25 protein-coding genes are annotated in these 21958 nt (G+C 70.7%); 13 read left to right on the forward strand and 12 right to left on the reverse strand.

The window, feature by feature from the left end:
- The first annotated feature begins 22 nt into the window (after window positions 1–22).
- Both DX116_RS19325 and DX116_RS19330 read left to right on the forward strand, forming a co-directional pair.
- Window positions 23–469, forward strand: a complete 447-nt coding sequence (locus DX116_RS19325) for a DUF2550 domain-containing protein (RefSeq protein ID WP_233556974.1) — start codon at window positions 23–25, stop codon at window positions 467–469.
- A gap of 118 nt (window positions 470–587) precedes the next feature.
- Window positions 588–797: a hypothetical protein gene (locus DX116_RS19330; protein ID WP_147393730.1), complete on the forward strand. Its 210-nt coding sequence runs from the start codon at window positions 588–590 to the stop codon at window positions 795–797.
- Window positions 798–1003: 206 nt separating this feature from the next.
- Here DX116_RS19330 and DX116_RS19335 read toward each other — a convergent pair whose 3' ends face one another.
- Window positions 1004–1576, reverse strand: coding sequence for a cob(I)yrinic acid a,c-diamide adenosyltransferase (locus DX116_RS19335; protein WP_119705927.1), 573 nt, complete (start codon window positions 1574–1576; stop codon window positions 1004–1006).
- Between the two features lie 81 nt (window positions 1577–1657).
- Between DX116_RS19335 and DX116_RS19340 the strand changes: the two genes are divergently transcribed.
- Window positions 1658–3631 (forward strand): protein meaA, encoded by a 1974-nt coding sequence (locus DX116_RS19340; protein ID WP_119705928.1) that lies wholly within the window; start codon window positions 1658–1660, stop codon window positions 3629–3631.
- Between the two features lie 70 nt (window positions 3632–3701).
- Here DX116_RS19340 and DX116_RS19345 read toward each other — a convergent pair whose 3' ends face one another.
- The 6 genes from DX116_RS19345 to DX116_RS19370 all read right to left on the reverse strand — a co-directional run bounded on the left by DX116_RS19345 (window position 3702) and on the right by DX116_RS19370 (window position 9983).
- Window positions 3702–4478 carry an isocitrate lyase/PEP mutase family protein gene (locus DX116_RS19345; protein ID WP_119705929.1) on the reverse strand — a complete coding sequence of 259 codons (777 nt, stop codon included), beginning with the start codon at window positions 4476–4478 and terminating at the stop codon, window positions 3702–3704.
- Window positions 4479–4515: 37 nt separating this feature from the next.
- Entirely contained in the window at window positions 4516–6954 is a 2439-nt protein-coding gene (locus DX116_RS19350; protein WP_119705930.1) for an ABC transporter permease, read from the reverse strand.
- A 3-nt stretch (window positions 6955–6957) separates the two neighbouring features.
- Complete coding sequence (locus DX116_RS19355; protein ID WP_119705931.1) at window positions 6958–7722, reverse strand: ABC transporter ATP-binding protein; 765 nt, start codon at window positions 7720–7722, stop codon at window positions 6958–6960.
- A 138-nt stretch (window positions 7723–7860) separates the two neighbouring features.
- Window positions 7861–8517 carry a response regulator gene (locus tag DX116_RS19360; protein WP_267897705.1) on the reverse strand — a complete coding sequence of 219 codons (657 nt, stop codon included), beginning with the start codon at window positions 8515–8517 and terminating at the stop codon, window positions 7861–7863.
- Complete coding sequence (locus DX116_RS19365; RefSeq protein WP_119705932.1) at window positions 8514–9671, reverse strand: sensor histidine kinase; 1158 nt, start codon at window positions 9669–9671, stop codon at window positions 8514–8516. Before DX116_RS19365 ends, DX116_RS19360 begins: the two co-directional genes overlap by 4 nt.
- A 114-nt stretch (window positions 9672–9785) precedes the next feature.
- Complete coding sequence (locus DX116_RS19370; protein ID WP_147393731.1) at window positions 9786–9983, reverse strand: hypothetical protein; 198 nt, start codon at window positions 9981–9983, stop codon at window positions 9786–9788.
- 55 nt (window positions 9984–10038) lie between these two features.
- Here DX116_RS19370 and DX116_RS19375 point away from each other — a divergent pair, with 55 nt between their 5' ends.
- Together DX116_RS19375 and DX116_RS19380 are read left to right on the forward strand one after the other, a co-directional pair.
- Window positions 10039–10563, forward strand: coding sequence for a ferritin (locus DX116_RS19375; protein WP_119705934.1), 525 nt, complete (start codon window positions 10039–10041; stop codon window positions 10561–10563).
- The gene (locus DX116_RS19380; protein WP_199716177.1) at window positions 10556–10987 is read left to right on the forward strand and encodes an SSI family serine proteinase inhibitor; all 432 of its coding nucleotides are present in this window, start codon (window positions 10556–10558) and stop codon (window positions 10985–10987) included. Before DX116_RS19375 ends, DX116_RS19380 begins: the two co-directional genes overlap by 8 nt.
- A 151-nt stretch (window positions 10988–11138) precedes the next feature.
- On the opposite strand, the gene nucS is transcribed toward DX116_RS19380, so the two are convergent.
- Both nucS and DX116_RS19390 read right to left on the reverse strand, forming a co-directional pair.
- The gene (gene nucS / locus DX116_RS19385; RefSeq protein WP_119705936.1) at window positions 11139–11816 is read right to left on the reverse strand and encodes an endonuclease NucS; all 678 of its coding nucleotides are present in this window, start codon (window positions 11814–11816) and stop codon (window positions 11139–11141) included.
- The gene (locus DX116_RS19390) at window positions 11813–12196 is read right to left on the reverse strand and encodes a hypothetical protein (protein ID WP_147393732.1); all 384 of its coding nucleotides are present in this window, start codon (window positions 12194–12196) and stop codon (window positions 11813–11815) included. The genes nucS and DX116_RS19390 overlap by 4 nt, the downstream gene beginning before the upstream one ends.
- Before the next feature lie 87 nt (window positions 12197–12283).
- Here DX116_RS19390 and DX116_RS19395 point away from each other — a divergent pair, with 87 nt between their 5' ends.
- From DX116_RS19395 to DX116_RS19405, 3 genes are read left to right on the forward strand one after another with little or no spacing between them, the layout of a single operon-like run.
- Window positions 12284–13477, forward strand: coding sequence for a 3-hydroxyacyl-CoA dehydrogenase family protein (locus DX116_RS19395; protein ID WP_119705938.1), 1194 nt, complete (start codon window positions 12284–12286; stop codon window positions 13475–13477).
- Window positions 13478–13506: 29 nt separating this feature from the next.
- Window positions 13507–13773, forward strand: a complete 267-nt coding sequence (locus tag DX116_RS19400) for a hypothetical protein (protein ID WP_119705939.1) — start codon at window positions 13507–13509, stop codon at window positions 13771–13773.
- 6 nt (window positions 13774–13779) lie between these two features.
- Window positions 13780–14574 carry an alpha/beta hydrolase gene (locus tag DX116_RS19405; RefSeq protein WP_119705940.1) on the forward strand — a complete coding sequence of 265 codons (795 nt, stop codon included), beginning with the start codon at window positions 13780–13782 and terminating at the stop codon, window positions 14572–14574.
- 9 nt (window positions 14575–14583) lie between these two features.
- On the opposite strand, the gene DX116_RS19410 is transcribed toward DX116_RS19405, so the two are convergent.
- The 3 genes from DX116_RS19410 to mce all read right to left on the reverse strand — a co-directional run bounded on the left by DX116_RS19410 (window position 14584) and on the right by mce (window position 17784).
- Window positions 14584–15801 carry a coiled-coil domain-containing protein gene (locus DX116_RS19410; RefSeq protein ID WP_119705941.1) on the reverse strand — a complete coding sequence of 406 codons (1218 nt, stop codon included), beginning with the start codon at window positions 15799–15801 and terminating at the stop codon, window positions 14584–14586.
- Between the two features lie 117 nt (window positions 15802–15918).
- Window positions 15919–17256, reverse strand: coding sequence for a crotonyl-CoA carboxylase/reductase (ccrA, locus tag DX116_RS19415; RefSeq protein WP_199716178.1), 1338 nt, complete (start codon window positions 17254–17256; stop codon window positions 15919–15921).
- 84 nt (window positions 17257–17340) lie between these two features.
- The gene (gene mce / locus DX116_RS19420) at window positions 17341–17784 is read right to left on the reverse strand and encodes a methylmalonyl-CoA epimerase (RefSeq protein WP_119705942.1); all 444 of its coding nucleotides are present in this window, start codon (window positions 17782–17784) and stop codon (window positions 17341–17343) included.
- Window positions 17785–17927: 143 nt separating this feature from the next.
- Between mce and DX116_RS19425 the strand changes: the two genes are divergently transcribed.
- From DX116_RS19425 to DX116_RS19440, 5 genes are all read left to right on the forward strand, one after another.
- Window positions 17928–19130, forward strand: coding sequence for an acetyl-CoA C-acetyltransferase (locus tag DX116_RS19425; protein WP_119705943.1), 1203 nt, complete (start codon window positions 17928–17930; stop codon window positions 19128–19130).
- Window positions 19131–19153: 23 nt separating this feature from the next.
- On the forward strand, window positions 19154–20116 hold the full coding sequence (gene meaB / locus DX116_RS19430; protein WP_119705944.1) for a methylmalonyl Co-A mutase-associated GTPase MeaB: 963 nt from the start codon (window positions 19154–19156) through the stop codon (window positions 20114–20116).
- Between the two features lie 71 nt (window positions 20117–20187).
- Window positions 20188–20346 carry a hypothetical protein gene (locus DX116_RS20200; protein ID WP_199716181.1) on the forward strand — a complete coding sequence of 53 codons (159 nt, stop codon included), beginning with the start codon at window positions 20188–20190 and terminating at the stop codon, window positions 20344–20346.
- 7 nt (window positions 20347–20353) lie between these two features.
- On the forward strand, window positions 20354–20926 hold the full coding sequence (locus DX116_RS19435; protein WP_119705945.1) for a PH domain-containing protein: 573 nt from the start codon (window positions 20354–20356) through the stop codon (window positions 20924–20926).
- Window positions 20927–20973: 47 nt separating this feature from the next.
- Entirely contained in the window at window positions 20974–21891 is a 918-nt protein-coding gene (locus DX116_RS19440) for a tetratricopeptide repeat protein (protein WP_119705946.1), read from the forward strand.
- The last annotated feature ends 67 nt before the right edge of the window (window positions 21892–21958 follow it).

Below are 21958 nucleotides of genomic sequence, written 5' to 3' on the forward strand. Positions count from 1 at the left end.
AGACGACAGGAGGGGGTTGACCGTGCCGCTGTGGTGGTGGTTGGTCGACTCCCTCCTGTTCGTCGTGGTGCTGCTGGTCCTGCTGCTGGTGGGCCTGCTGGTGCGCGGTCGCCTGCTGGCCCGCTCCGGCGGCGCCTTCGACATGAGCGTGACCCGCGGCTCCGAGAAGCGCGCGAAGGGTTGGATGCACGGTCTTGCGGTCTACGGTGACACCGAGCTGCGCTGGTTCCGCACGTTCTCGCTGTCGTGGAGGCCGCGCTACCGGTTCACCCGCGGCGACGTGCTGATCGAGGGGCGACGCGAGCCCCAGGGCGACGAGGTGCACGCGATCCACCCGGGTCACCTCATCGTCGAGACGACGTGCGCCGCCGATGTCCGGCAGTTCGCCCTCAGCCCCGACGCGCTGACAGGCCTGCTGTCGTGGTTGGAGTCCTCGCCGCCGGGCCAGCGCGTCAACAACGTCCTGTGACACGCAGCCGTGCGACCTGTGCCAAACCGGTTGACGGCCCGAGCGGTGCAGGCGAGAATCGACAGATGTTCTCAGGGCCGTCCGGCCCGTCCCCCCGGAACTGAAGGTGTCCTACGTGATGAAGCGACTTGTTGTCGGAGTGTTCGTGTCGGCCGTGGCTGTGGTCGGGGTCGCGCCCGCTGCGTCGGCGGCCCCCCATCGCGAGGTCCACACCGCGGTGGCCAAGGTCAAGGTCAAGAAGCCGAAGGCCCCCAAGGTCATCGACTGGGACGCTCCGGCCCCCGCGCCGGGCCGCGGTTACACGACCCAGCGCATCGACTGGGACTGAGCGCCTTTGCGTCGTTCGCCAGTGAGGCCGCTCGCGGCCGAACGTGAGGGCGAAGCCCGAGGCGAAGTTCGAGGCGAAGTTCGGCCGGCTGCATGGTCGTGCGAGCGTGATCGCCCACCAGGCTTCGTGGCGGGGCGGCTTCGCCGCGGACCACTCACGCTGCGCTAGCCCGCTGATCGCGCTCGGGCGCTACGCGCCCTCGACGATCAGCGCTCACCACCCGGCACCCAGAGCACATCGCCCTTCTCGCGGTTGGCGTACCGGCCGAGGATGAACAGCAGGTCGCTGAGCCGGTTGAGGTACTTGGCTGTCAGCACGTTCATGGTCTCGCCGTGCTCCTCCAGCGCGGCCCACGCCGAGCGCTCGGCCCGGCGCACCACGGTGCACGCGACGTGCACGGCCGCGGCCGACGGCGTCCCCCCGCGCAGGATGAACGACCGCAGCTTCGGCACCTGCTCGTTGTAGTGGTCGCACCAGCCCTCCAGCCGATCGACGTAGTCGGGCTCGACGCGCAGCGGCGGGTACTCGGGATTCTCGACGACGGGGCACGACAGGTCGGCTCCCACGTCGAACAGGTCGTTCTGCACGTGCGTCAGCACCGAGACGACATCGTCGTCGAGCGTGCCGAGCGCGATCGCGAGCCCGATCTGCGCATTGGCCTCGTCGACGTCGGCATAGGCGGCCAGGCGCAGGTCCAGCTTGCTGGTCTTGCTCATGTCGCCGAGGTTGGTGGTGCCGTCGTCGCCGGTTCGGGTGTATATCCGCGTGAGGTTGACCATGCGCTGATCCTAGGTGGCCCACCGATGTGATCCACGCCGCAGTCTGTCCTCATCAGGTTACGGACAGGTAACCTGACGCCTATGCCTGACAAGCCCTGGGTGATGCGGACGTACGCCGGACACAGCTCGGCCGCCGAGTCGAATGCTCTCTACCGTCGCAACCTGGCGAAGGGACAGACCGGTCTCTCGGTCGCCTTCGACCTGCCGACGCAGACCGGCTACGACCCCGACCACGAGCTCAGCAGGGGAGAGGTCGGCAAGGTCGGCGTCCCCATCCCGCACCTGGGGGCGATGCGCCGGTTGTTCCAGGACATCCCGCTCGACACGATGAACACGTCGATGACGATCAACGCCACCGCGATGTGGCTGCTCGCGATGTACCAGGTCGCGGCCGAGGAGCAGGGCGTCGATCCGTCGCTGCTCTCGGGCACCACGCAGAACGACATCATCAAGGAGTACCTGTCGCGGGGCACGTACGTCTTCGGCCCGGCGCCGTCGTTGCGCCTGACGACCGACATGATCGCGTACACGGTCAGCACCATCCCGAAGTGGAACCCGCTCAACATCTGCAGCTACCACCTGCAGGAGGCCGGTGCCACGCCCACGCAGGAGCTGGCCTACGCCCTGACCACCGCGATCGCGGTGCTCGACTCGGTGCGCGACTCCGGACAGGTGCCGCCCGAGGAGTTCGAGAAGGTCGTCGGACGCATCTCGTTCTTCGTCAACGCCGGCGTGCGGTTCGTCGAGGAGATGTGCAAGATGCGCGCCTTCGGGCGCCTGTGGGACGAGATCACTCGCGAGCGGTACGGCGTCCAGGACCCCAAGATGCGCCGCCTGCGCTACGGCGTTCAGGTCAACTCGCTGGGCCTCACCGAGGCTCAGCCCGAGAACAACGTCCAGCGCATCGTGCTCGAGATGCTGGGCGTGACGCTCAGCAAGGACGCGCGGGCCCGCGCCGTGCAGCTCCCGGCCTGGAACGAGGCGTTGGGTCTTCCGCGCCCCTGGGACCAGCAGTGGTCGCTGCGCCTGCAGCAGGTGCTGGCGTTCGAGTCCGATCTGCTCGAGTACGACGACATCTTCGAGGGCTCGGTCGTCATCGAGGCCAAGGTCAGCGAGCTGATCGAGGGCGCCAAGGCCGAGATTGACCGCGTGCAGGCCATGGGCGGCGCGGTGGCCGCCGTCGAGTCGGGCTACATGAAGCAGGCCCTGGTCGGCTCGCACAGCGAGCGCCGCGCGCGCATCGAGAGCGGCGAGATGAAGGTCGTGGGCGTCAACTCCTATGTCGAGACCGAGCCGTCGCCGCTGACCGCCGATCTCGACGGCGCGATCATGACGGCCGACCCCGAGGCCGAGGCCAACGCCGTCGCCGACGTCCGCGCCTGGCGTGAGCAGCGCGACCAGTCAGCCGTCGACGAGTCGTTGCAGCGGTTGCAGCGCGAGGCCAAGACCGATGCCAACCTGATGCAGGCGACGCTCGAGGCCGTGCGCGCCGGGGCCACGGTCGGTGAGTGGGCCGGCGCGCTGCGCGAGGTGTTCGGCGAGTATCGCGCGCCCACGGGTGTCAGCGGGGTCGCGAGCGTCGCCGAGGCCGGGGCCGAGCTGACGGCGGTGCGCGAGCGGGTGCGCCAGACCGGCGAGGAGCTCGGCACCAGGCTGCGCTTCCTGGTGGGCAAGCCGGGTCTCGACGGACACTCCAACGGCGCCGAGCAGATCGCCGTCCGCGCACGCGATGCCGGCTTCGAGGTCGTCTACCAGGGCATCCGCCTGACGCCGGCACAGATCGTGGCCGCCGCCGTGGCCGAGGACGTCCACGCGGTGGGCCTGTCGATCCTGTCGGGCTCGCACATGGAGCTGGTGCCCGACGTGCAGCAGGCGATGGACGAGGCCGGCATCGGCGACGTCCCGCTGATCGTCGGGGGGATCATCCCCGAGTCCGACGCCCGCCGCATGGAGGCCGCCGGCGTCGCCGCGGTGTTCACGCCCAAGGACTTCGGCATGACGACGATCATGGACCGCATCGTCGACGAGATCCGCAAGGCCAACGACCTGACCTGACTGTTTGCTCCTCGAGCCTGTCGAAAGGACCTGACGCGCTCTCGACAGGCTCGAGCGGGGCGGGGTGCGGTCAGTTGAGGCCGCGGAAGCTCTCGGGCAGGCCGCCGCCGGCGACGATGTCGGCGGTGAGGTCCTGCAGGGCCATCAGCGCGACCGACTGGCTCGTGGGGCCGTACGACACGCGGGCCACGCCGAGCTCCTGCATGCGGTCGAGCGGCACGGAGCCGGGCACGCCGATCAGGGTGAGCTTCTGCGGGCCCCAGACGTCGACGATGGCCTTGATGTCGTCCTCCGACAGACCGCCCGGCACGAACACGACCGGAGCGCCGGCGGCCAGATAGGCCGAGCCGCGCTCGATCGCATCGGCCAGCACATCGGCGTGCGGGCGGTCGCCGGCCTTGACGAAGGCGTCGGTGCGAGCGTTGAGCACGAAGTCGATGCCCTCGGCGTGACCCGCTGCGAGCACGGCCTCGACCGCGGCGACGGACTCGGCGAGCGGCTTCATCTGGTCCTCGAGGTTGGCGCCGACGGCGCCGACCTGGATGGCCCTGCGCGTCGTGTCGCCCGGGTTGCCGTAGCCGGCCTCGAGATCGGCGGTCACGGGCAGATCGGTGGCCGACACGACCGTGCCGACGGCCTCGATCATCAGCTCGACGGGGATGTTCTCGCCGTCCTCGTAGCCGTAGGCGGCGGCGATCGAGTGGCTGGCCGTGGCGATGGCGTGGATGCCCTCGACCTCGGAGACGACGCGGGTGCTGATCGCATCCCACACGTTGACCACCTTGAGCAGCTCGGGGGCGGCGTGCAGGGCGAGGAGCTTCTGGGACTGGGCTTGGATGTCGGTCATGTCCCAACGGTAGGGCCCAGTCCCAGAGGCGGCAGGCTCAGTCCGCGACGAGTCCGGCAGCGGGAGCGATGCGAGCGGCCCGCCTGGCGGGCAGGACGCACGCGGCCAGGCCTGCCAGCGCTGCCACGACCAGGATCAGCGCGATCTGTCCCCACGGCATCGTCAGGTCGGGCCCGGAGCGGAACACCCCCACCGAGGCGGTGCGCACGCCGAACCACGCGTAGGCCGTGCCGAGCGCGACGCCCAGCACCGCAGCGACCCCTGCCATGAGCAGCGCCTCGATGGCCAGCATGGCCCGCAGCCCGGAGCGTCCGAGCCCCAGCGCGCGCAGCAGCGAGCTCTCCCTGACGCGCTCGAGCACCGACAGGCTCAAGGTGTTGCCGACGCCGACCAGCGCGATCAGGACGGCGACGGCGAGCAGCCCGATCGTGACGGCCATGACGACGTCCAGCGTCCCGAGGATGTCGGCCCGGTCGGTGAGCCCTCCGGACACGTCGAGATCGGCCGTCTTGGCGACGGCCGTGACGTCGCCCGCCACGTCTGCCGGGTCGGCCGACGCGGCGGCCCGCACCCAGACGGCCGCCGTGCGGCTGTCGGTCGCATCCATCGCGTCGAGCGTCGTCGTGCTCACCAGCGGGCGGTCGCCGATGCCGGTGCCGTGCAGCACCGTCATCTCACGGGTCCGGCCGGCGATCGTCACCTCGGCCGTCCTGCCGGACGCCGAGAGGGTCACGTCGCCCACGCTCGACGGCAGCACGACCTGGTCGTCGCCGAGGGGCGAGAAGGCGGGCGTCCCGTGCATCAGCGCGAGGGCGTGGTCGTCGGCGCCGAGCACGTCGACGTCGAGCCCACCGACGCGTGCGGGTGCACCCGGCAGCGCCGCCACCTCCTCGACGCCGTCGACGCGCCGGATCTCGGCAGTCACGCGGTCCGGCACGGGTGCCGTGCTCGAGGTCGCCATCAGGTCGACCGGGTTGTTCTCGTCGAGGGAGGTGTTGACCTTGTGCGAGATCGATGCCGATCCCACGACGACGGCCGTGATCAGGGTGACGCCGATCAGCAGGGCCGTCGACGTCGCGGCGGTGCGGCGCGGGTTGCGCAGCGAGTTGGCGTGGGCCAGCCGGCCGGGCAGCCCGAGGCGGCGCACGAGCGGGCCGGTGAGGCGGATGGCGGCCGGCACGATCACGGGGGTCAGGAGCATGAGCCCCACGAACGACAGCATGCCGCCCGCCATGCCGATGAGCAGCGATCCGCTCAACCCGGCGACGAGCCCGGCGATGCCGAGCACGACCAGCACGCCGGCAGTGGTGAGCCGCACCGCGCCCGAGCGAGAGCGCACCTCGACCACGTCCTGCGGCTGCAGGGCGCTGAGCGGCGACTGTGCACCGGCGCGCTGGGCCGGCAGGTAGGCCCCCGCCGCTGTCACGGCGACGCCGAGGGCGATGGGCACGGCAGTGGCGAGCAGCGTCAGCGACGGCTGTCCCATCGGCGTCTGCGGTGACAGCCGACCCAGCAGGGCCACGCCGCCCGTCGCGATGCCGAGGCCGAGCAGCACGCCGACGATCGATCCCACGACGCCCAGCAGGACGCCCTCGGCCACCACCGAGCGAGCGACCTGCGAGCGGACCGCCCCGACGCACCGCAGCAGCGCGAGGTCGCGGGATCGCTGCGCCAGCAGGATCGTGAACGTGTTGGCGATGACCAGGGCGCCCACGAACAGCGAGATGCCGGCAAAGACGTAGATGAGCTTCTGGAAGACGTCGACCCCGCGGGTGGCCTCGAGGCGCAGGGTCTCGCGGTACGTGTCGCCGGCGACGACGGTGTCGGCGCCGAGCTGGCGGTCGATGCTGCGACCCGTGCTGGCCGCGTCGCGGTCGGTCGCGACGACGGCGTCGAGCGGCGAGGCCGCGTCGCCGAGCCCGGCGAGCGTCCGCTCGGGCAGGTAGGCCGCAGCGGACAGCGGGGCGTCGGGGCCGTCGACCGTGCCGGTGACGGTCAGGCGACGATCGCCGCCGGGGAGGTCCAGGGTGATGGTCGAGCCCAGGGCGACGTCGTGCTTCGAGGCGACCGACGAGGACACGGCCACCTCGTCGTCCGTCCGGGGCAGACGCCCGGTGGCCGCGTGCTGCCACCGCAGGGCGGGGGAGTCGGCGACGCTTCCCACGGAGATGTCGCGGGGGCCGTCGGGCAGCGTGGCGCTTCCGTAGGCGCTCCAGTTGACGGCCACGGCACGCACGCCCGGCACGTCCGACACGCGACGTGCCTTCTCGGTGAAGCCCGAGAGGTCACCGCGACCGGGGAGGACCAGGTCGGCCGTGCCGTACTGCTGGTCGACGGCCGCGGCCGATCCGGCGCGAGCGGCCGAGCTGAGCGCGTTGATCGCAACGATGAAGGCCGTCGCGATCACGATCGCGACCAACGCGGCCACGTAGCGGCGCGCATAGGTGCGCATCGAGGCGAGGATGACGGTCCGCACGACTCAGCCCCCCATCGTCCGCAGGGCGTCGAGCACGTCGTCCTGGGTGGGGGAGTCGAGCCGCCCCGCGACGCGTCCGTCGGCGACCAGCACGACGTGGTCGGCGTAGGCGGCGGCCGAGGGTTCGTGCGTCACCATCACGACGGTCTGCCCGAGCTCGCGCACCGAGCGTCGCAGGAACTCCAGCACCTCCGCGCTGGTGCGGCTGTCGAGGTTGCCGGTGGGCTCGTCGGCGAAGACGATCCGCGGACGGCTCATGAGCGCCCGGGCCACCGCCACCCGCTGCTGCTGGCCTCCGGACAGCTGCGTGGGCCGGTGCCCGAGGCGGTCGGCCAGCCCCAGCACGCCGATCAGCTCGTCGAACCAGGTCCAGTCGGGGTCCACGCCCGCCAGGTCGAGCGGCAGCAGGATGTTCTGCTTGGCCGTCAGCATGGGCAGCAGGTTGAACGACTGGAAGACGAAGCCGACGTGGTGGCGGCGGAAGGCCGTCAGCTCGTTGTCCGACATGGCGGCGAGACGCTGATCGCCCACCACGACCTCACCCGAAGTGGCTTGGTCGAGGCCCGCGAGGCAGTGCATGAGGGTCGACTTGCCGGAGCCGGACGGACCCATGATCGCGGTGAAGCGTCCGCTCTCGATCGTCAGGTCGATGCCGGCGAGCGCGTGCACCTGGGCCGCGCCGGACCCGTACACCTTGGTCAGGCCTCGGGCCTCGGCGGCGACGCCGGGCGTGGCGGGCAGGTGGTCGAGGACGGGGGAGGTGTTCATGGGTGCTCCTGGGGTGGACGACGGGTGCGTCCACCACGCTAGGAAGATTCGGGCGCTCGATCGTCAGTCCGCGGGACCACGTCGACGACCCGGCGTCATACCGCGGTCGTACTCGCGGGCCCGCGCCCCACCACTCGCTCAACCGCTCGGAGAGACCAGCCCTGTGTCGTAGCCCAGCACCACCAGGTGCACCCGGTCGCGCGACCCCGTCTTGGCGAGGATGCGCCCGACGTGCGTCTTGACGGTCGCCTCGGCCAGGAACAGGTCGGCGGAGATCTCGCTGTTCGACCGGCCCCGCGCGATCAGCTCGAGCACCTCGCGCTCGCGGGCGGTCAGGTCGGCCAGGCGCGGGTCGTCGTCCGGCCGGGGTGCCACCGGCTCGCTCAGGAACCGCTCGAGCATCCGACGGGTCGCGCTCGGCGCCACCACGGCGTCGCCGGCGTGCACGTCGCGCATCGCGGCGAGCAGCACCTCGGGGGGCGCATCCTTCAGCAGGAAGGCCGAGGCGCCGGCGTGCAGGGCGCTGTAGACGTACTCGTCGAGGTCGAACGTCGTCAGGACCACGACGCGCGGACGATCGCCACGGGCCGCGAGCACGCGGGTGGCCTCGACGCCGTCCATGCGGGGCATGCGCACGTCCATCAGGACGAGGTCGGCCGACGTGACGGCGAGCCGCTCGGTCGCCTCGGCCCCGTCGCCGGCCTCGCCCACGACCTCCATGTCGTCCTGCGACTCGATCAGCATCCGGAAGCCGGCCCTGACGAGCTGTTGGTCGTCGACCAGGAAGACCTTCACGCGACCTCCAGCGGGACGACGGCGGCGACGCGGAACCCGCCACCGGGGCGGGGTCCGGCCTCGACCTTCCCCGCGTGGACGGCGATGCGCTCGCGCATGCCGACGATGCCGTGACCCTGGCCGTCGGCCGCGACGGTCGACCCGCGTCCGTCGTCGTCGACCCGGATGCGGACTGAGTCGCCGGTCACGTGCACGTCCACCGAGGCACGCACGTCGGGGCCGCCGTGCCTGAGCGTGTTGGTGAGGGCCTCCTGGACGATCCGATACGTCGTCAGCCCCGTCGCGGGGTCGACGCGCTGCAGGTCTCCGTCGACGTCGAGCGAGATCGTCAGGCCGCTGGCCCTCAGCTGCTCGACGAGCTCGAGCAGGTCGGCCGCGCCGGGCACGGGGGCAAGGGTCGCGCCGGAGGTGCCGTCGTCGCGCAGCAGCCCCAGCAGCTTGCGCATCTCGGCGAGTGAGGAGCGTCCGGTCGACGAGATCGTGCGCAGGGTCTCGACCGCCTGCTCCGGGCGCCGCCGCGCGGCGTAGAGGGCGCCGTCGGCCTGCACGACCATGACCGAGAGGCTGTGCGCGACGACGTCGTGCATCTCGCGGGCGATGCGTGCCCGCTCGGCGGCGGTCGCGATCTGGGCCTGCTGGTCGGCATCGCGCTCGAGCTGCGCGGCGCGGTCCTCGAGCGCGGCGACGTAGGCCCGCCGGGTGCGCGACAGGTAGCCCAGCAGCCACGACGCGAAGACCACGGTGGCGAGCGCGACGAGCGAGACCGTCGTCGTCCGGGCGTCGTTGGGGCCGACGAGCCAGTCGACCGTGGCGACGACGGCTCCCAGCAGGCCGGCGCCGAGGCCACCCCACACCGCCCAGGTCGGACCGTACGACGCGATCGCGTACAGGCCGAACAGCAGCGCGACGTCGCCGTATCGCGAGGTGTCGACCAGCACGGTCTGCACCAGCAGCAGCAAGCAGATCGTCGTGAACGAGACGACCGGCGCGCGCCGGCGCAGCACCAGGGGGGCGATGAGCAGCGCGTCGAGCAGCAGGTCGCCGTCGGAGGACGCCAGACCGATGAGGATCGGCACGGCCATCAGCAGGCCGGCCAGGGCGATGTCGAGGCCGATCGACTCCAGCGGCCGCCAGGCCCGGACACGTTCGCGCATGGCCGTCAGCCTAGTGAGGTGGCCGCGCCAGCACGTCCACCCACGGGATGACCTGAGGTCAGCCACTCCTTCGTGGCGCTGCGGGCGCGAGGTGCCCTAGGCTGCGGACGTCGGTCAGGCGGCGATCTTGGACGACTTCGACGAGGACTTCTTGCCCTTGCCGTCGACCTTCACGAGCTTTCGCTTCTTGACGGTGTAGCCCTCGGGCAACGTGCCCTCCTTCATCATCCGAAGGGGGCAGCGCTTGCAGGCAGGCTTGTCGCTGCAGCACTTCTTCTTCGGCATCTTGGGCGACTTGGACACGACTGACACGATACCAGCGTGAGGTGAGCCTCGCCTTATGCGCGACACTAGGAGCATGGGACACATGGCAGCACCCGCATTCGTCGATCGGCTCAACGAGCAGATCGGTCACGAGTTCAGTGCCCACCAGCAGTACATCGCGATCGCGACGTACTACGACGCGCTCACCATGCCCCAGATGGCCGCCCTGTTCTACCAGCAGGCGCAGGAGGAGCGCGACCACGCGATGATGATGGTCCAGTACCTCCTCGACGCCGATCACCAGCCCGTCATCCCGGCTCTTCCTGCTCCGCGTGTCGCCTTCGCCGACGTCATCGAGCCCGTCGCCCTCGCCCTCGAGCAGGAGAAGCGCGTCACCGAGCAGATCTACGAGCTCACCCGCATCGCGCGCGACAACAACGACTTCGCGTCCGACCAGTTCATGCAGTGGTTCATCAAGGAGCAGGTCGAGGAGCTGTCCAAGATGAGCGACCTGCTGGCGGTCGTCACGCGCTCGAAGGCCGACTACGAGCGCATCGAGGACTGGGTGGCCCGCGAGGAGTCCGGCGCCGAGGCCGACCCCACGGCCCCGAGGATTGCCGGTGCGTAGCCCCGTCGTGGTGGCCCTGGTCGCTCTCGCGGCGCTCTCGGCCTGCGGGTCGGAGTCGTCGGACGGAGGCACTGCGTCCGGCGACGGCCCCACGTCGGCTGTCAAGACGTCGTTGACGATCGACGTCACCCCGGGCGAGGGCGCCGACCCCAAGACCTACACGTTGACCTGCGACCCGGCCGGTGGAGACCACCCCCAGCCCGAGCAGGCCTGCGACGCCATCGCGGCGGCCGGAGCCTCGGTGTTCGAGCCAGTGTCGTCCGACACCACCTGCACCATGGTCTTCGGCGGGCCCCAGAAGGCCACCATCACCGGCACCTACCAGGGCAAGGACGTCGACGCCTCGTTCAGCCGCGAGAATGGCTGCGAGATCGACCGCTGGGAGAAGCTCGGCACGACGGTCTTCGACGTGCCGCTGCAGTGAGGCGCGCGGCTTCGCCGCTCCAGCCGTTCGTCCCTCACGGCTGCCAGGCTTCGCCTGGGCGCCAGCCTTCGCGCCCCCTGCTCGCAGAGCTCCCGGGGGGACCCCCAGCTGCGCTCGCTCGGCCCATGGTGACGATCTGGGTCGGGTGCCCCTAGAACAGTCTGAGTGAGGGGTCGTCGATGCCTCTCAGCTCGTCGTAGTTCACGACGACGCACTCGATGCCGCGATCAGTCGCCAGCACGCGTGCCTGCGGCTTGATCTCCTGGGCCGCGAAGATGCCCCGGACGGGGCGCAGCGCGGGGTCGCGGTTCATCAGCTCGAGGTAGCGCGTGAGCTGCTCGACGCCGTCGATGTCGCCGCGACGCTTGATCTCGACGGCCACGGACGCGTTGGCGGCGTCCTTGCAGAGCAGGTCGACCGGCCCGATCGCGGTCATGAACTCACGGCGCACCAGGCTCATGCCGGGCCCGAGCGCTGCGGTGTGCTCGGCCAGCAGCTCTTGCAGGTGCTTCTCGACGCCGTCCTTCTGCAGGCCGGGGTCGATGCCGAGCTCGTGCGCGGAGTCGTGCAGCACCTCGTCGATCAGGATGCGCAGGGTGTCGTCGGTCTTGCCGGCGGTGACGGTCCACTCGATGACGCCCTCGGGGGTCACGCCCTCGCGCAGCGTGCACGGCGGGCTCATCCAGTTGAGCGGCTTGTAGGAGCCGCCGTCGGAGTGGATCAGCACCGACCCGTCGTTCTTGACCATGATGAGTCGCGTGGCCAGGGGGAGGTGCGCTGCCAGGCGTCCTGCGTAGTCGACCTGGCAGTGCGCGATGACCAGTCTCACTTGACGCGGTTGGCCGTGCCGAGCGTGAACTCGAGGGTGTCGCCCACGATCTTGCCCTTGTCGGTGTTGCCGTCGTCGCCGACCAGCGAGATCGTGTCGCCGTCGACCTTGTACTTGCCGGTGCGGAAGTCGACGACGCCCTGGAAGTCCTCGACGAAGGTGCCGTCCTCGACGAGGTGCAGCGTGTACTGCTCGGAGGGGATCTCCCAGTCGCCGCGCAGCTCGACGGCAGCAGGGTCCTGCGGATCGACCGACGGGGCCTCGCTGATGGTCGCCGACGGCGTCGGGGAGGCGGTCGCATCGGTCGACGGGCCGTCGGACGAGTCCGAGCCGCAACCGGCCGCCAGGGCCAGCACGGCACCGGTCAGAACTGTGGCCATCGTCATACGTAGTTTCATCGTTCCCCCTAGGGCGACAGGCAAGGCCACGCTAGTGTGTCACGACGCCTATATTACTGAGGAGTAGCCATGCAGGAAATCGTCGATCGTCTTGGCGCGAGTGATCCGGCCGCCGAGGTCGCGCGGACCCTTCTGCTCCCGTACCTGAACCACGCCGCCACGATGTACGAGAGCGGCTACGCCACGAGCGACGACATCGACGCGTCGATGCGCTTCGGTTGCGGCTACCCGATCGGCCCGCTGGCGCTCGTCGACGCCCTCGGCGCGCAGGCCGTCGTGACGGGCCTCGAGAAGCTGTACGCCGAGACCGGCGACGAGCTGCACCAGCCCGCCGCGGTCCTCTCCTCCCAGGCGGCGGACGGCTCGACCTTCGCGGCGGCCGCCGGTGCGGCCGGTGCCCCGACGCCCCAGCTGCGGCACGAGATCAACCGGGTCGGCGTCGTCGGCACGGGCACGATGGCCTCGGGCATCGTCGAGGTGTTCGCCAAGGCCGGCTACGACGTGACGTTCGTCGGTCGCGCCGACGACAAGGTCGCCGGCGTCGTCGCCGCGATCACCAAGAGCCTCGACAAGGCCGTCTCGCGCGGCAAGCTCGACGAGGACGGACGCGCAGGCGTGCTGGGCCGCCTCACCGGCTCGACCGAGCGGACGGCGCTGGCCGACGCCGACATCATCGTCGAGGCGATCGCCGAGGACCTCGACATCAAGCTGGCGCTGTTCGCCGACCTCGACCGCATCGCCAAGCCGGGAGCGATCCTGGCCACCACCACGTCGTCGCTGTCGATCAACGCCTGCGCCGCCGCGACCGCCCGCCCGAAGGACGTCATCGGCATGCACTTCTTCAACCCCGCGGCCGTCATGAAGCTGGTCGAGGTGGTCACGGCCGACGACACCTCGGTCGAGGTCGACGAGACCGTGCGTGCCCTGTGCTTCGCCACCGGCAAGCACCCCGTGTCGTGCGGCGACCGCGCCGGCTTCATCGTCAACGCGCTGCTGTTCCCGTACCTCAACGACGCCATCAAGCTCGACGAGGCCGGAGACGCGACGCGTGCCGACATCGACGACGCCTTGAAGGCCACGGGCCTGCCGATGGGTCCGTTCCAGCTGCTCGACGTCGTGGGCAACGACGTCTCGCTGGCGATCCAGCAGTCGCTGGTCGAGACCTTCGGCCACGCGGGCTGGCAGCCGGCCCCGACGCTCGTCCAGCTGGTCGCGGAGGGCAAGCTCGGGCGCAAGACGGGCGAGGGCTTCCACACGTACTGAGCCTCCGGCGCCGACCGTAGACTGGCGGCATGCCCCGTCGTCGCGTCGCCCGACCGACGGCACCCCCGCTGCGCACCAGCACGGAGGCACGGGCGCACAAGGCCGACGGCGAGTGGATGGTCCGCACCCTCCAGGGCTCCTCGACCAAGGAGTACCGGTGCCCCGGATGCTCGCAGCTCATCCGCCGGGGCCTCGCGCACCTGGTGGTGTGGCCGGTCGAGAAGGCGCTCCTGAGCGAGGCGGCGATCGACGAACGGCGACACTGGCACACCGCCTGCTGGGCGAGGAAGCACTAGGTACCCATGAGCGAACGCATCCGCGGCAACTCCGTCCTGCCCGCCCGCCGAGAGGCCATCACGCTCGAGACGGCCGACGGCTTGTCGCTCGTCGGTGAGCTGGCGCTCCCGCTCGAGCGGCCACCCGTGGCGACCATGATCTGCCTGCACCCGCTGCCCACCCACGGCGGCATGATGGACAGCCACCTGTTCCGCAAGGCCTCGTACCGGCTGCCGGCGCTGGCCGACATCGCCGTGCTGCGGTTCAACACCCGTGGCACCTCCAGCGTGCAGGGCACCAGCGAGGGGACGTTCGACAACGGCGTGGGGGAGCGGTTCGACGTCGCGGCCGCCGTCGAGTTCGCCGAGTTCGCCGAGCTGCCCGAGATCTGGCTGGTCGGATGGTCGTTCGGCACCGACCTCACGCTGATGTACGGCCTCGAGCCGTCGGTGCGTGGCATCGTGCTGCTCTCGCCGCCGCTGCGCTACTCGCGCCCCGAGCACCTGGCTGCGTGGGCCGAGTCGGGCCGGCCCGTGACGGCGCTGGTGCCCGAGCACGACGACTACCTGCAGCCGACCGAGGCCCGCGAGCGCTTCGCGGCGATCCCGCAGGCCGAGGTCGTCGGCGTCGACGGTGCGAAGCACCTGTGGGTCGGCAGCTCCGAGCGCGCGCTCGACGAGATCACCCGCCGGCTGGCGCCGGGCGTCGCCGTCCCGCTGCCCGACACCTGGGACGGGCCGATGGAGCGGGCCGACTCGTCGGCCTACGCCGACCGCACCGTCGCCGCGTTCGCGGACGTCCCGGTGCAGCCGGCGGACTGACCGCCAGCCTCAGCTGGAGGCGGGCCGGGTCTGGGCGGGCTCCGGCTCGGCGTCGTCTGACTCCGTCTCGTCGAGGTCGGTGTCGTCGAGTTCTACGCCGTCCGACTCCACCTCGTCGTCGTGGTCGTCGACGTGCTGGGTGTCGTCGTCATCTGCCGCCACGTGCTCGGCCGCCTGCTGGGCGACGCTCGAGTCGGGGGCGAAGGACGCCACGATGTCGCGGAGCTGACCCATCTGGGCCATGATGCCGTCGCGCTTGCGCTGCAGCTCCTCGACCTCGGACCGCAGCGAGCGGGTCTGGCGCTCGACGTCGGTCGTGGCGGTGGCACGGATCTTGGCCGCCTCGGCGTTGGCGCTCGACAGCTGCTGGGCTGCCTGGGCCTTGGCGTTCTCGAGCAGTCGGGCCGACTCGGCGGTCGCAGCCTCGCGGGACGTCGACGCCTGGGCCATGATGTCGCGGGCACGCTCCTCGGCCGCGGCCGCCCGGGTCTCGGCGTCCTTGACGAGCTTGCCGGTCTGCTCCATCGCTGACGCGTGGTTCTCGGACGCCTCGCGCGCCAGGCGCTCCTTCTCGACCGCGAGCACGCGACGTGCCTCGGTGACCTCGCGGTCGGCTGCGGCGCGCGCCTGCTCGACGTCGCGGGTGGCTCCGAGACGCATGTTCTGGGCGTCCTGCTCGGCGGCGAGCCTGAGCTGGGCGGCCTCGCGCTCGGCCTGCGCCTTGAGGTCGTCGGTGTGTGCAGCGGCCTCGGCGTGCATCGCCTCGGCGTCGTCGAGCAGCTGCTTGCGCTTCTCCTCGAGCTCGGCGACGGCGCGCCCGCGCATCTCCTCGGCGTCGTGCGTAGCGGTCGCGATGATGAGCGCGGCCTCCTCCTGTGCGTTCTTGACCAGCTCGTCGGCCTCGCGCGACGCGCGGTTGCGGACGTCGTCGGCCTCCTGCTCAGCCAGGCCCAGCAGCTGCGCGGCGTGGTTGCCGAGCCCCGTGTAGGTCGGCGTCTCGACGGCCTCGACGCGGGCCTGCAGCGTGTCGACGGTCTCGCGCAGGTTCTCGATCTCGTTCTCACGGGCCCGGACCGTCTCGATCGCGCGCTGCAGCTCGGCGCTCTGCGTGCGCACCCAGGCGTCCACCGCGTCGCTGTCGTAGCCACCCCGCCGGGCGAGGGGGAACGAGGCGTCGCTCGCGTTCGAGGAGGAGTCGAAGATGGACAAGCCGGGCTGATCGGACATACGGATCCCATTCGTCGCGATAGGAGTTCAGGTCTGGTGCGGTCCAGCGTACCCGTCGGAAAAGGGCGCACGGGCGACCGACATCGGTCGTCCGTGCGCCCTGTCGACGAGGCTGGATCAGATGCCGCGGAAGCGGTTGATCTCGGTCAGGAACTGCGCGCGCTTGGCCTCGTCGCGGACGCCGAGACCCTCTTCGGGGGCCAGGCACAGCACGCCGACCTTGCCCTGGTGCAGGTTGTGGTGGACGTCGAGCGCGGCCTGGCCGGTCTCCTCGAGCGAGTAGACGCGCGACAGCGTCGGGTGGATCAGGCCCTTGTCGATCAGCCGGTTGGCCTCGAAGGCCTCGCGGTAGTTGGCGAAGTGCGAGCTCTTGATGTTCTTGAGGTTCATCCAGAGGTACCGGTTGTCGTACTGGTGCATGTAGCCCGAGGTGGACGCGCACGTGATGATCGTGCCGCCCTTGCGCGCCACGTAGACCGACGCGCCGAACGTCTCGCGCCCGGGGTGCTCGAAGACGATGTCCGGGTCCTCGCCGCCGGTGAGCTCGCGGATCTTCTTGCCGAAGCGCTGCCACTCCTTGGGGTCCTGGGTGTTCTCGTCCTTCCAGAACGTGTAGCCCTCGGCCGAGCGGTCGATCACGTGCTGGGCGCCGAGCGAGCGGACGATCTCGGCCTTCTCGGGGGACGACACGACGCACACAGGGATGGCTCCGCCGTTGAGCGCCATCTGCGTCGCGTAGGAGCCGAGGCCGCCGGAGGCGCCCCAGATGAGCACGACGTCGCCCTGCTTCATGTGGGCGCCATTCTTGGAGACCAGCTGGCGGTAGGCGGTCGCGTTGACCAGGCCGGGGCTGGCGGCCTCCTCCCACGTGAGGTGGTCGGGCTTGGGCAGCAGCTGGTTGGACTTGACGATCGCGAGCTGGGCGAGGCCGCCGAAGTTGGTCTCGAAGCCCCAGATGCGCTGCTGCGGGTCCATCATCGTGTCGTCGTGACCGTCGGGGCTCTCGAGCTCGACCGACAGGCAGTGCGCGACGACCTCGGCGCCGGGCTTCCAGGCGTTGACGCCCGGGCCGGTGCGCAGGACGACGCCGGCCAGGTCGGAGCCGACCACGTGGTACGGCAGGTCGTGACGCTTGGTGTACTCCGACAGGCGCCCGTAGCGCTCGAGGAAGGAGAACGTCGAGACGGGCTCGAAGATCGACGTCCAGACGGTGTTGTAGTTGATCGCGCTGGCCATGACCGCCACGAGCGCCTCGCCGGGGGCCAGCTCCGGCACGGGCACGTCGTCGAGGTGCAGGCTCTTGCGGGGGTCCTTGTCGCGGCTCGCCAGGCCGGCGAACATCTCGACCTCGTCCTTGTGGACGGTGATGCCCTTGTACGTGTCGGGAAGCGGGAGGGCGGCGAACTCTTCGGGTGCGGTGTCGCCGGCGAGGATGGCGTCGAGGATCTGCTGCACAGGTATGACCTCCAGATAGGTATTCCGGGGGATGTTACTCACTGTTAACCTGGCGCGTCACCCGTCGTGACTGTGATCCAGCACTCAGTGCGAGGCGGCCGGCTCGACCAGCTCGACGAGGACCCCGCCGGCGTCCTTGGGGTGCACGAAGTTGACCCGCGAGTCGGACGTGCCGCGCTTGGGCGCGTCGTAGAGCAGCCGCACGCCGCGCTCGCGCAGCGTCGCCGAGACCGCGTCGATGTCGGCGACGCGGTAGGCGAGCTGCTGGATGCCCTGGCCGTTGCGGGCGATGAACTTGGCGATCGTGGACTCGTCGCTGAGCGGGGCGAGCAGCTGGATGCGGGTGTCGGAGTCGCCGACGGCGAGCATGGCCTCGCGCACGCCCTGCTCCTCGTTGACCTCTTCGTGCACCGAGTGCAGGCCGAACGTGGACGCGTAGAACTCGAGCGCGTCGTCGAGGTCGGGCACGGCGATGCCGACGTGGTCGATGGTCAACAGCAGGTGTGCGGGCACGAGGGGCTCAGTCATGCCCAGCAGCGTAGAGCAGGGGCACGACCGTCCCGAGGTGATCCGGCGCACACCCCTGTCACCGGGACGTTACCGATGGGTAAAGTGCCCAGCATCGTCTCAAGGACCGTCTTTTCGAGACTGCCATCCAAGGAGCCCCTCCCATGACCCAGTCCGCGAACCCGTCCGTCATCGTCGCCGGTGCCCGCACCCCGATCGGTCGCCTGCTGGGCGGTCTCAAGAGCCTGTCGGGCTCCGACCTCGGCGGGCTGGCCATCAAGGGTGCCCTCGAGAAGGCCGGCGTCCGCGGCGACCAGGTCGACTACGTGATCATGGGCCAGGTGCTGCAGGCCGGTGCCGGTCAGGTGCCGGCGCGCCAGGCGGCCCACAAGGGCGGCATCCCGCTCAACGTCCCCGCGCTGACGATCAACAAGGTCTGCCTGTCGGGCATCAACGCGATCGCGCTGGCCGATCAGCTCATCCGCGCCGGCGAGCACGAGATCGTCGTGGCTGGCGGCCAGGAGTCGATGACGCAGGCTCCGCACATGCTGCTGGGTTCGCGCGAGGGCACCAAGTACGGCGACACCAAGCTCGTCGACCACATGGCCGCCGACGGCCTGTGGGACGCGCTCACCGACCAGGCGATGGGCGGCCTCACCGAGCAGATCAACGCCGAGAAGCAGAAGTTCACCCGTGAGGAGCAGGACGCGTTCAGCGCCGCCTCGCACCAGAAGGCAGCCCTCGCCCAGAAGAACGGCGTCTTCGACGACGAGATCGTCCCGGTCGAGATCCCCACCCGCAAGGGCGACCCGATCGTCGTCGCCGCCGACGAGGGCGTGCGCAGCGACACCACGACCGAGTCGCTGGGCAAGCTGCGTCCGGCCTTCGACAAGAACGGCACCATCACGGCCGGCTCGGCCAGCCAGATCTCCGACGGCGCCGCCGCGGTGGTCGTCATGAGCAAGGCCAAGGCCGAGGAGCTCGGCCTGTCGTGGATCGCCGAGATCGGTGCGGCCGGTGTCGTCGCCGGTCCCGACTCGAGCCTGCAGAGCCAGCCCGCCAACGCCATCGCCGCGGCGTGCCAGAAGGAGGGCATCGCGCCCGCCGACCTCGACCTGGTCGAGATCAACGAGGCCTTCGCGGCCGTGGGCATCGCCAGCACGGCCGAGCTCGGCATCTCCGGCGACATCGTCAACGTCAACGGCGGGGCGATCGCCCTGGGTCACCCGATCGGTGCCAGCGGCGCACGCATCGCGCTCCACCTGGCGCTCGAGCTCGGACGTCGCGGCGGCGGCGTCGGCGCGGCCGCCCTGTGCGGCGGCGGGGGCCAGGGCGACGCCCTGATCCTGCGCGTCCCCTCGAAGTAGCCGGACGGCCTTCCGGTCCGTCGATGAGTTCCGTCCGTCGCTCCGCGCCCGTGGCCGAGCTCGTGCAGCAGGCGCGAGACGGCCAGCCACGGGCGGTGGCGCGGCTGATCTCGCTGGTCGAGGACCGGTCGCCGGCGCTGCGCGAGGTCAGCGCGGCCCTGCGCGAGCACGTCGGCGGCGCTCACATCGTGGGCATCACCGGATCTCCGGGCGTCGGCAAGTCGACGTCCACCTCGGCGCTCGTGTCGGCCCTGCGCGCCGCCGGCCGCCGCGTGGGCGTGCTGGCGGTCGACCCGACGTCGCCGTTCTCCGGCGGCGCCCTGCTGGGCGATCGCGTGCGCATGCAGGACCACGCGCTCGACGACGGCGTCTACATCCGGTCGATGGCCAGTCGCGGTCACCTCGGCGGGCTCTCGGCCACCGCTCCGCAGGCGCTGCGGGTGCTCGACGCGGCTGGCTGCGACGTCGTGCTGGTCGAGACCGTCGGGGTCGGGCAGTCGGAGGTCGACGTCGCCGGTCTCGCCGACACCACGATCGTGCTGCTGGCGCCCGGCATGGGCGACGGCATCCAGGCGGCGAAGGCGGGCATCCTCGAGATCGGTGACGTCTTCGTCGTCAACAAGGCCGACCGCGACGGGGCGCAGTCCACCCGCCGCGAGCTGCGGTCCGTCATCGGCATGACCGATCGCGCCGACGGGTCCTGGAAGCCGCCCATCCTGCTGACGACCGCCACGACGGGCGACGGCGTGGACGAGGTGGTCGAGGCGATCTCCGACCACCGTCGCCACCTCGAGCAGTCGGGCGAGCTGACCAGGCGGCGGCTGGCGCGCATCCGTCGCGAGATCGAGGCGCTGGCCCTGACCGAGGTGAGCGCACGGTTCGCGCACGTCTCGGCAGACGTCCGCCTCGACGCCCTCGCCGACCAGGTGCTGGCCGGCACGTCCGATCCGTTCGCGGCGGCCGACGTGCTGCTCGAGACCCTCTGACGACGACGGTTCTCGTCGCCGCCCCGGCGCGCCTGCCAGGGATCTCCCCGCCGCGTGCACACAATGAGGGCGTGCTGAAGAAGGTCATCGCGCTGCTCGTGCTCGGGTTCGTCGTCTACTACCTGTTGAACACGCCAGCCAATGCCGCCGACGTCGTCAGCGATGCTTTCGGCGCGATCATGGACGCCTTCCGGCAGTTCGGCGTGTTCTTCAACGAGCTGGTCGAGTAGTCAGACCATGATCCGGGCGTTGCTCGACTGGGTCCTGGAGCTGCTTCCCGATCACGACATCGACGGCAACCTGCTCCAGAACCCCACCGAGCACAAGGTGGGGGAGTACGCACACCATCCGGTCGTCTACGCGCGGTCGATCGCCGAGCTCGTCGGCGCCGTGGTGCTGGTCGTCCTCGCGGTGATCGGGCCGGCCAGCATCGGCTGGCTCCCGCTGCTGCTCGCCGCCGGGCTGACCGGGCACGCCGTCTACCTGTGGCTGCGCGACAAGCGCGACATCTTCGTGCTCACCGACATGCGGGTCTTCCGCGTCACCGGCATCTTCTCGACCAAGCGGGCCACCGTGCCGATCAACCGCATCCTCGACGTGACGGTCGAGCGGCCCCTGCTGGGACGGTGGCCCTTCACGTACGGGCACATGACGTTCGAGTCGGCCGCGCAGGAGCAGGGCGTGCGGCACATCCGCTACATCGCCGACGTCGACGTCATCGACCACGCGATCCAGAAGGTCGTGCAGGACGCCGGGCTCCGCGGCCGCCGACCGAGCGACCAGCAGCGCATCATCGACCAGCAGTACTGATCACGGCGGCCGTGCGCGGCGCTCGAGGTGGTTCCTAGTATGGGGACATGAACTTCTCGCGTCCCGGTGCCATCGATCTGTCCGCACTGAAGCAGCCCGCAGCACGGCCGGCCCCCGCCCAGGGTGCAGGTGCCCAGGCAGGCTCGTACGTCGTCGACGTCGACGAGTCGACGTTCCAGTCCGTCGCGCTCGAGGCCTCGATGTCGCACGTGGTGGTGCTGGGCCTGTGGTCGTCGCGCTCGCCGCAGAGCGGAGCCTTCAACGAGCTGCTGGGCAGCGTCGTGGACTCCTACGACGGCCAGGTGCTGCTGGCACGGGTCGACGTCGACGCCAGCCCGCAGATCGCGCAGGCGCTGCAGGTGCAGGGCGTCCCGTACGTCGCCGGCCTCGTGAAGGGACAGCCGGTGCCGCTGTTCCAGGGCACGGTCGAGGAGGCCGAGATGCGCCGCTACTTCGACGAGCTGGTGCGGCTCGCCGCCGAGAACGGCCTGACCGGACGCGCACAGCCCGTCGGCGGCGCACCTGCGGACGGTGCGGACGTCGAGGAGCCGGAGGACCCCCGCTTCGCCGCCGCCGAGGAGGCCTTCATGGCCAGCGACTTCGCCACCGCGGTCGCCGAGTACGAGAAGCTGCGCGTGCAGTACCCCGCCGACGTCGAGATCGCCGAGCGGCTCGCCCGCGTCAAGTGGCTCTCGCGCACGAAGGACGCCGACCTCCAGGCGGCACGGGCCGCGGCTGCCGACCGCCCCGACGACGTCGACGCCCAGATGCTGGTGGCCGACCTCGACATCAGCGGAGGACACGTCGAGGACGCCTTCGACCGCCTCATCGCGCTCGTGCGCAGCACGACGGGCGACGAGCGCGACCGCATCCGCGAGAGGCTGCTCGAGCTGTTCACGGTGGTCGGGATCGCCGATCCCGCCGTCATGACCGCTCGACGCTCCCTGGCCACCGCGCTGTTCTGAGCACCCTGGGCCGCGGCCACGGATCGTCCGGCCCGACGCGAGGCCGTTTCCTCACGGCGCGACGGGC

The organism is Aeromicrobium endophyticum, from assembly GCF_003586285.1.
Lineage (GTDB): Bacteria > Actinomycetota > Actinomycetes > Propionibacteriales > Nocardioidaceae > Aeromicrobium > Aeromicrobium endophyticum.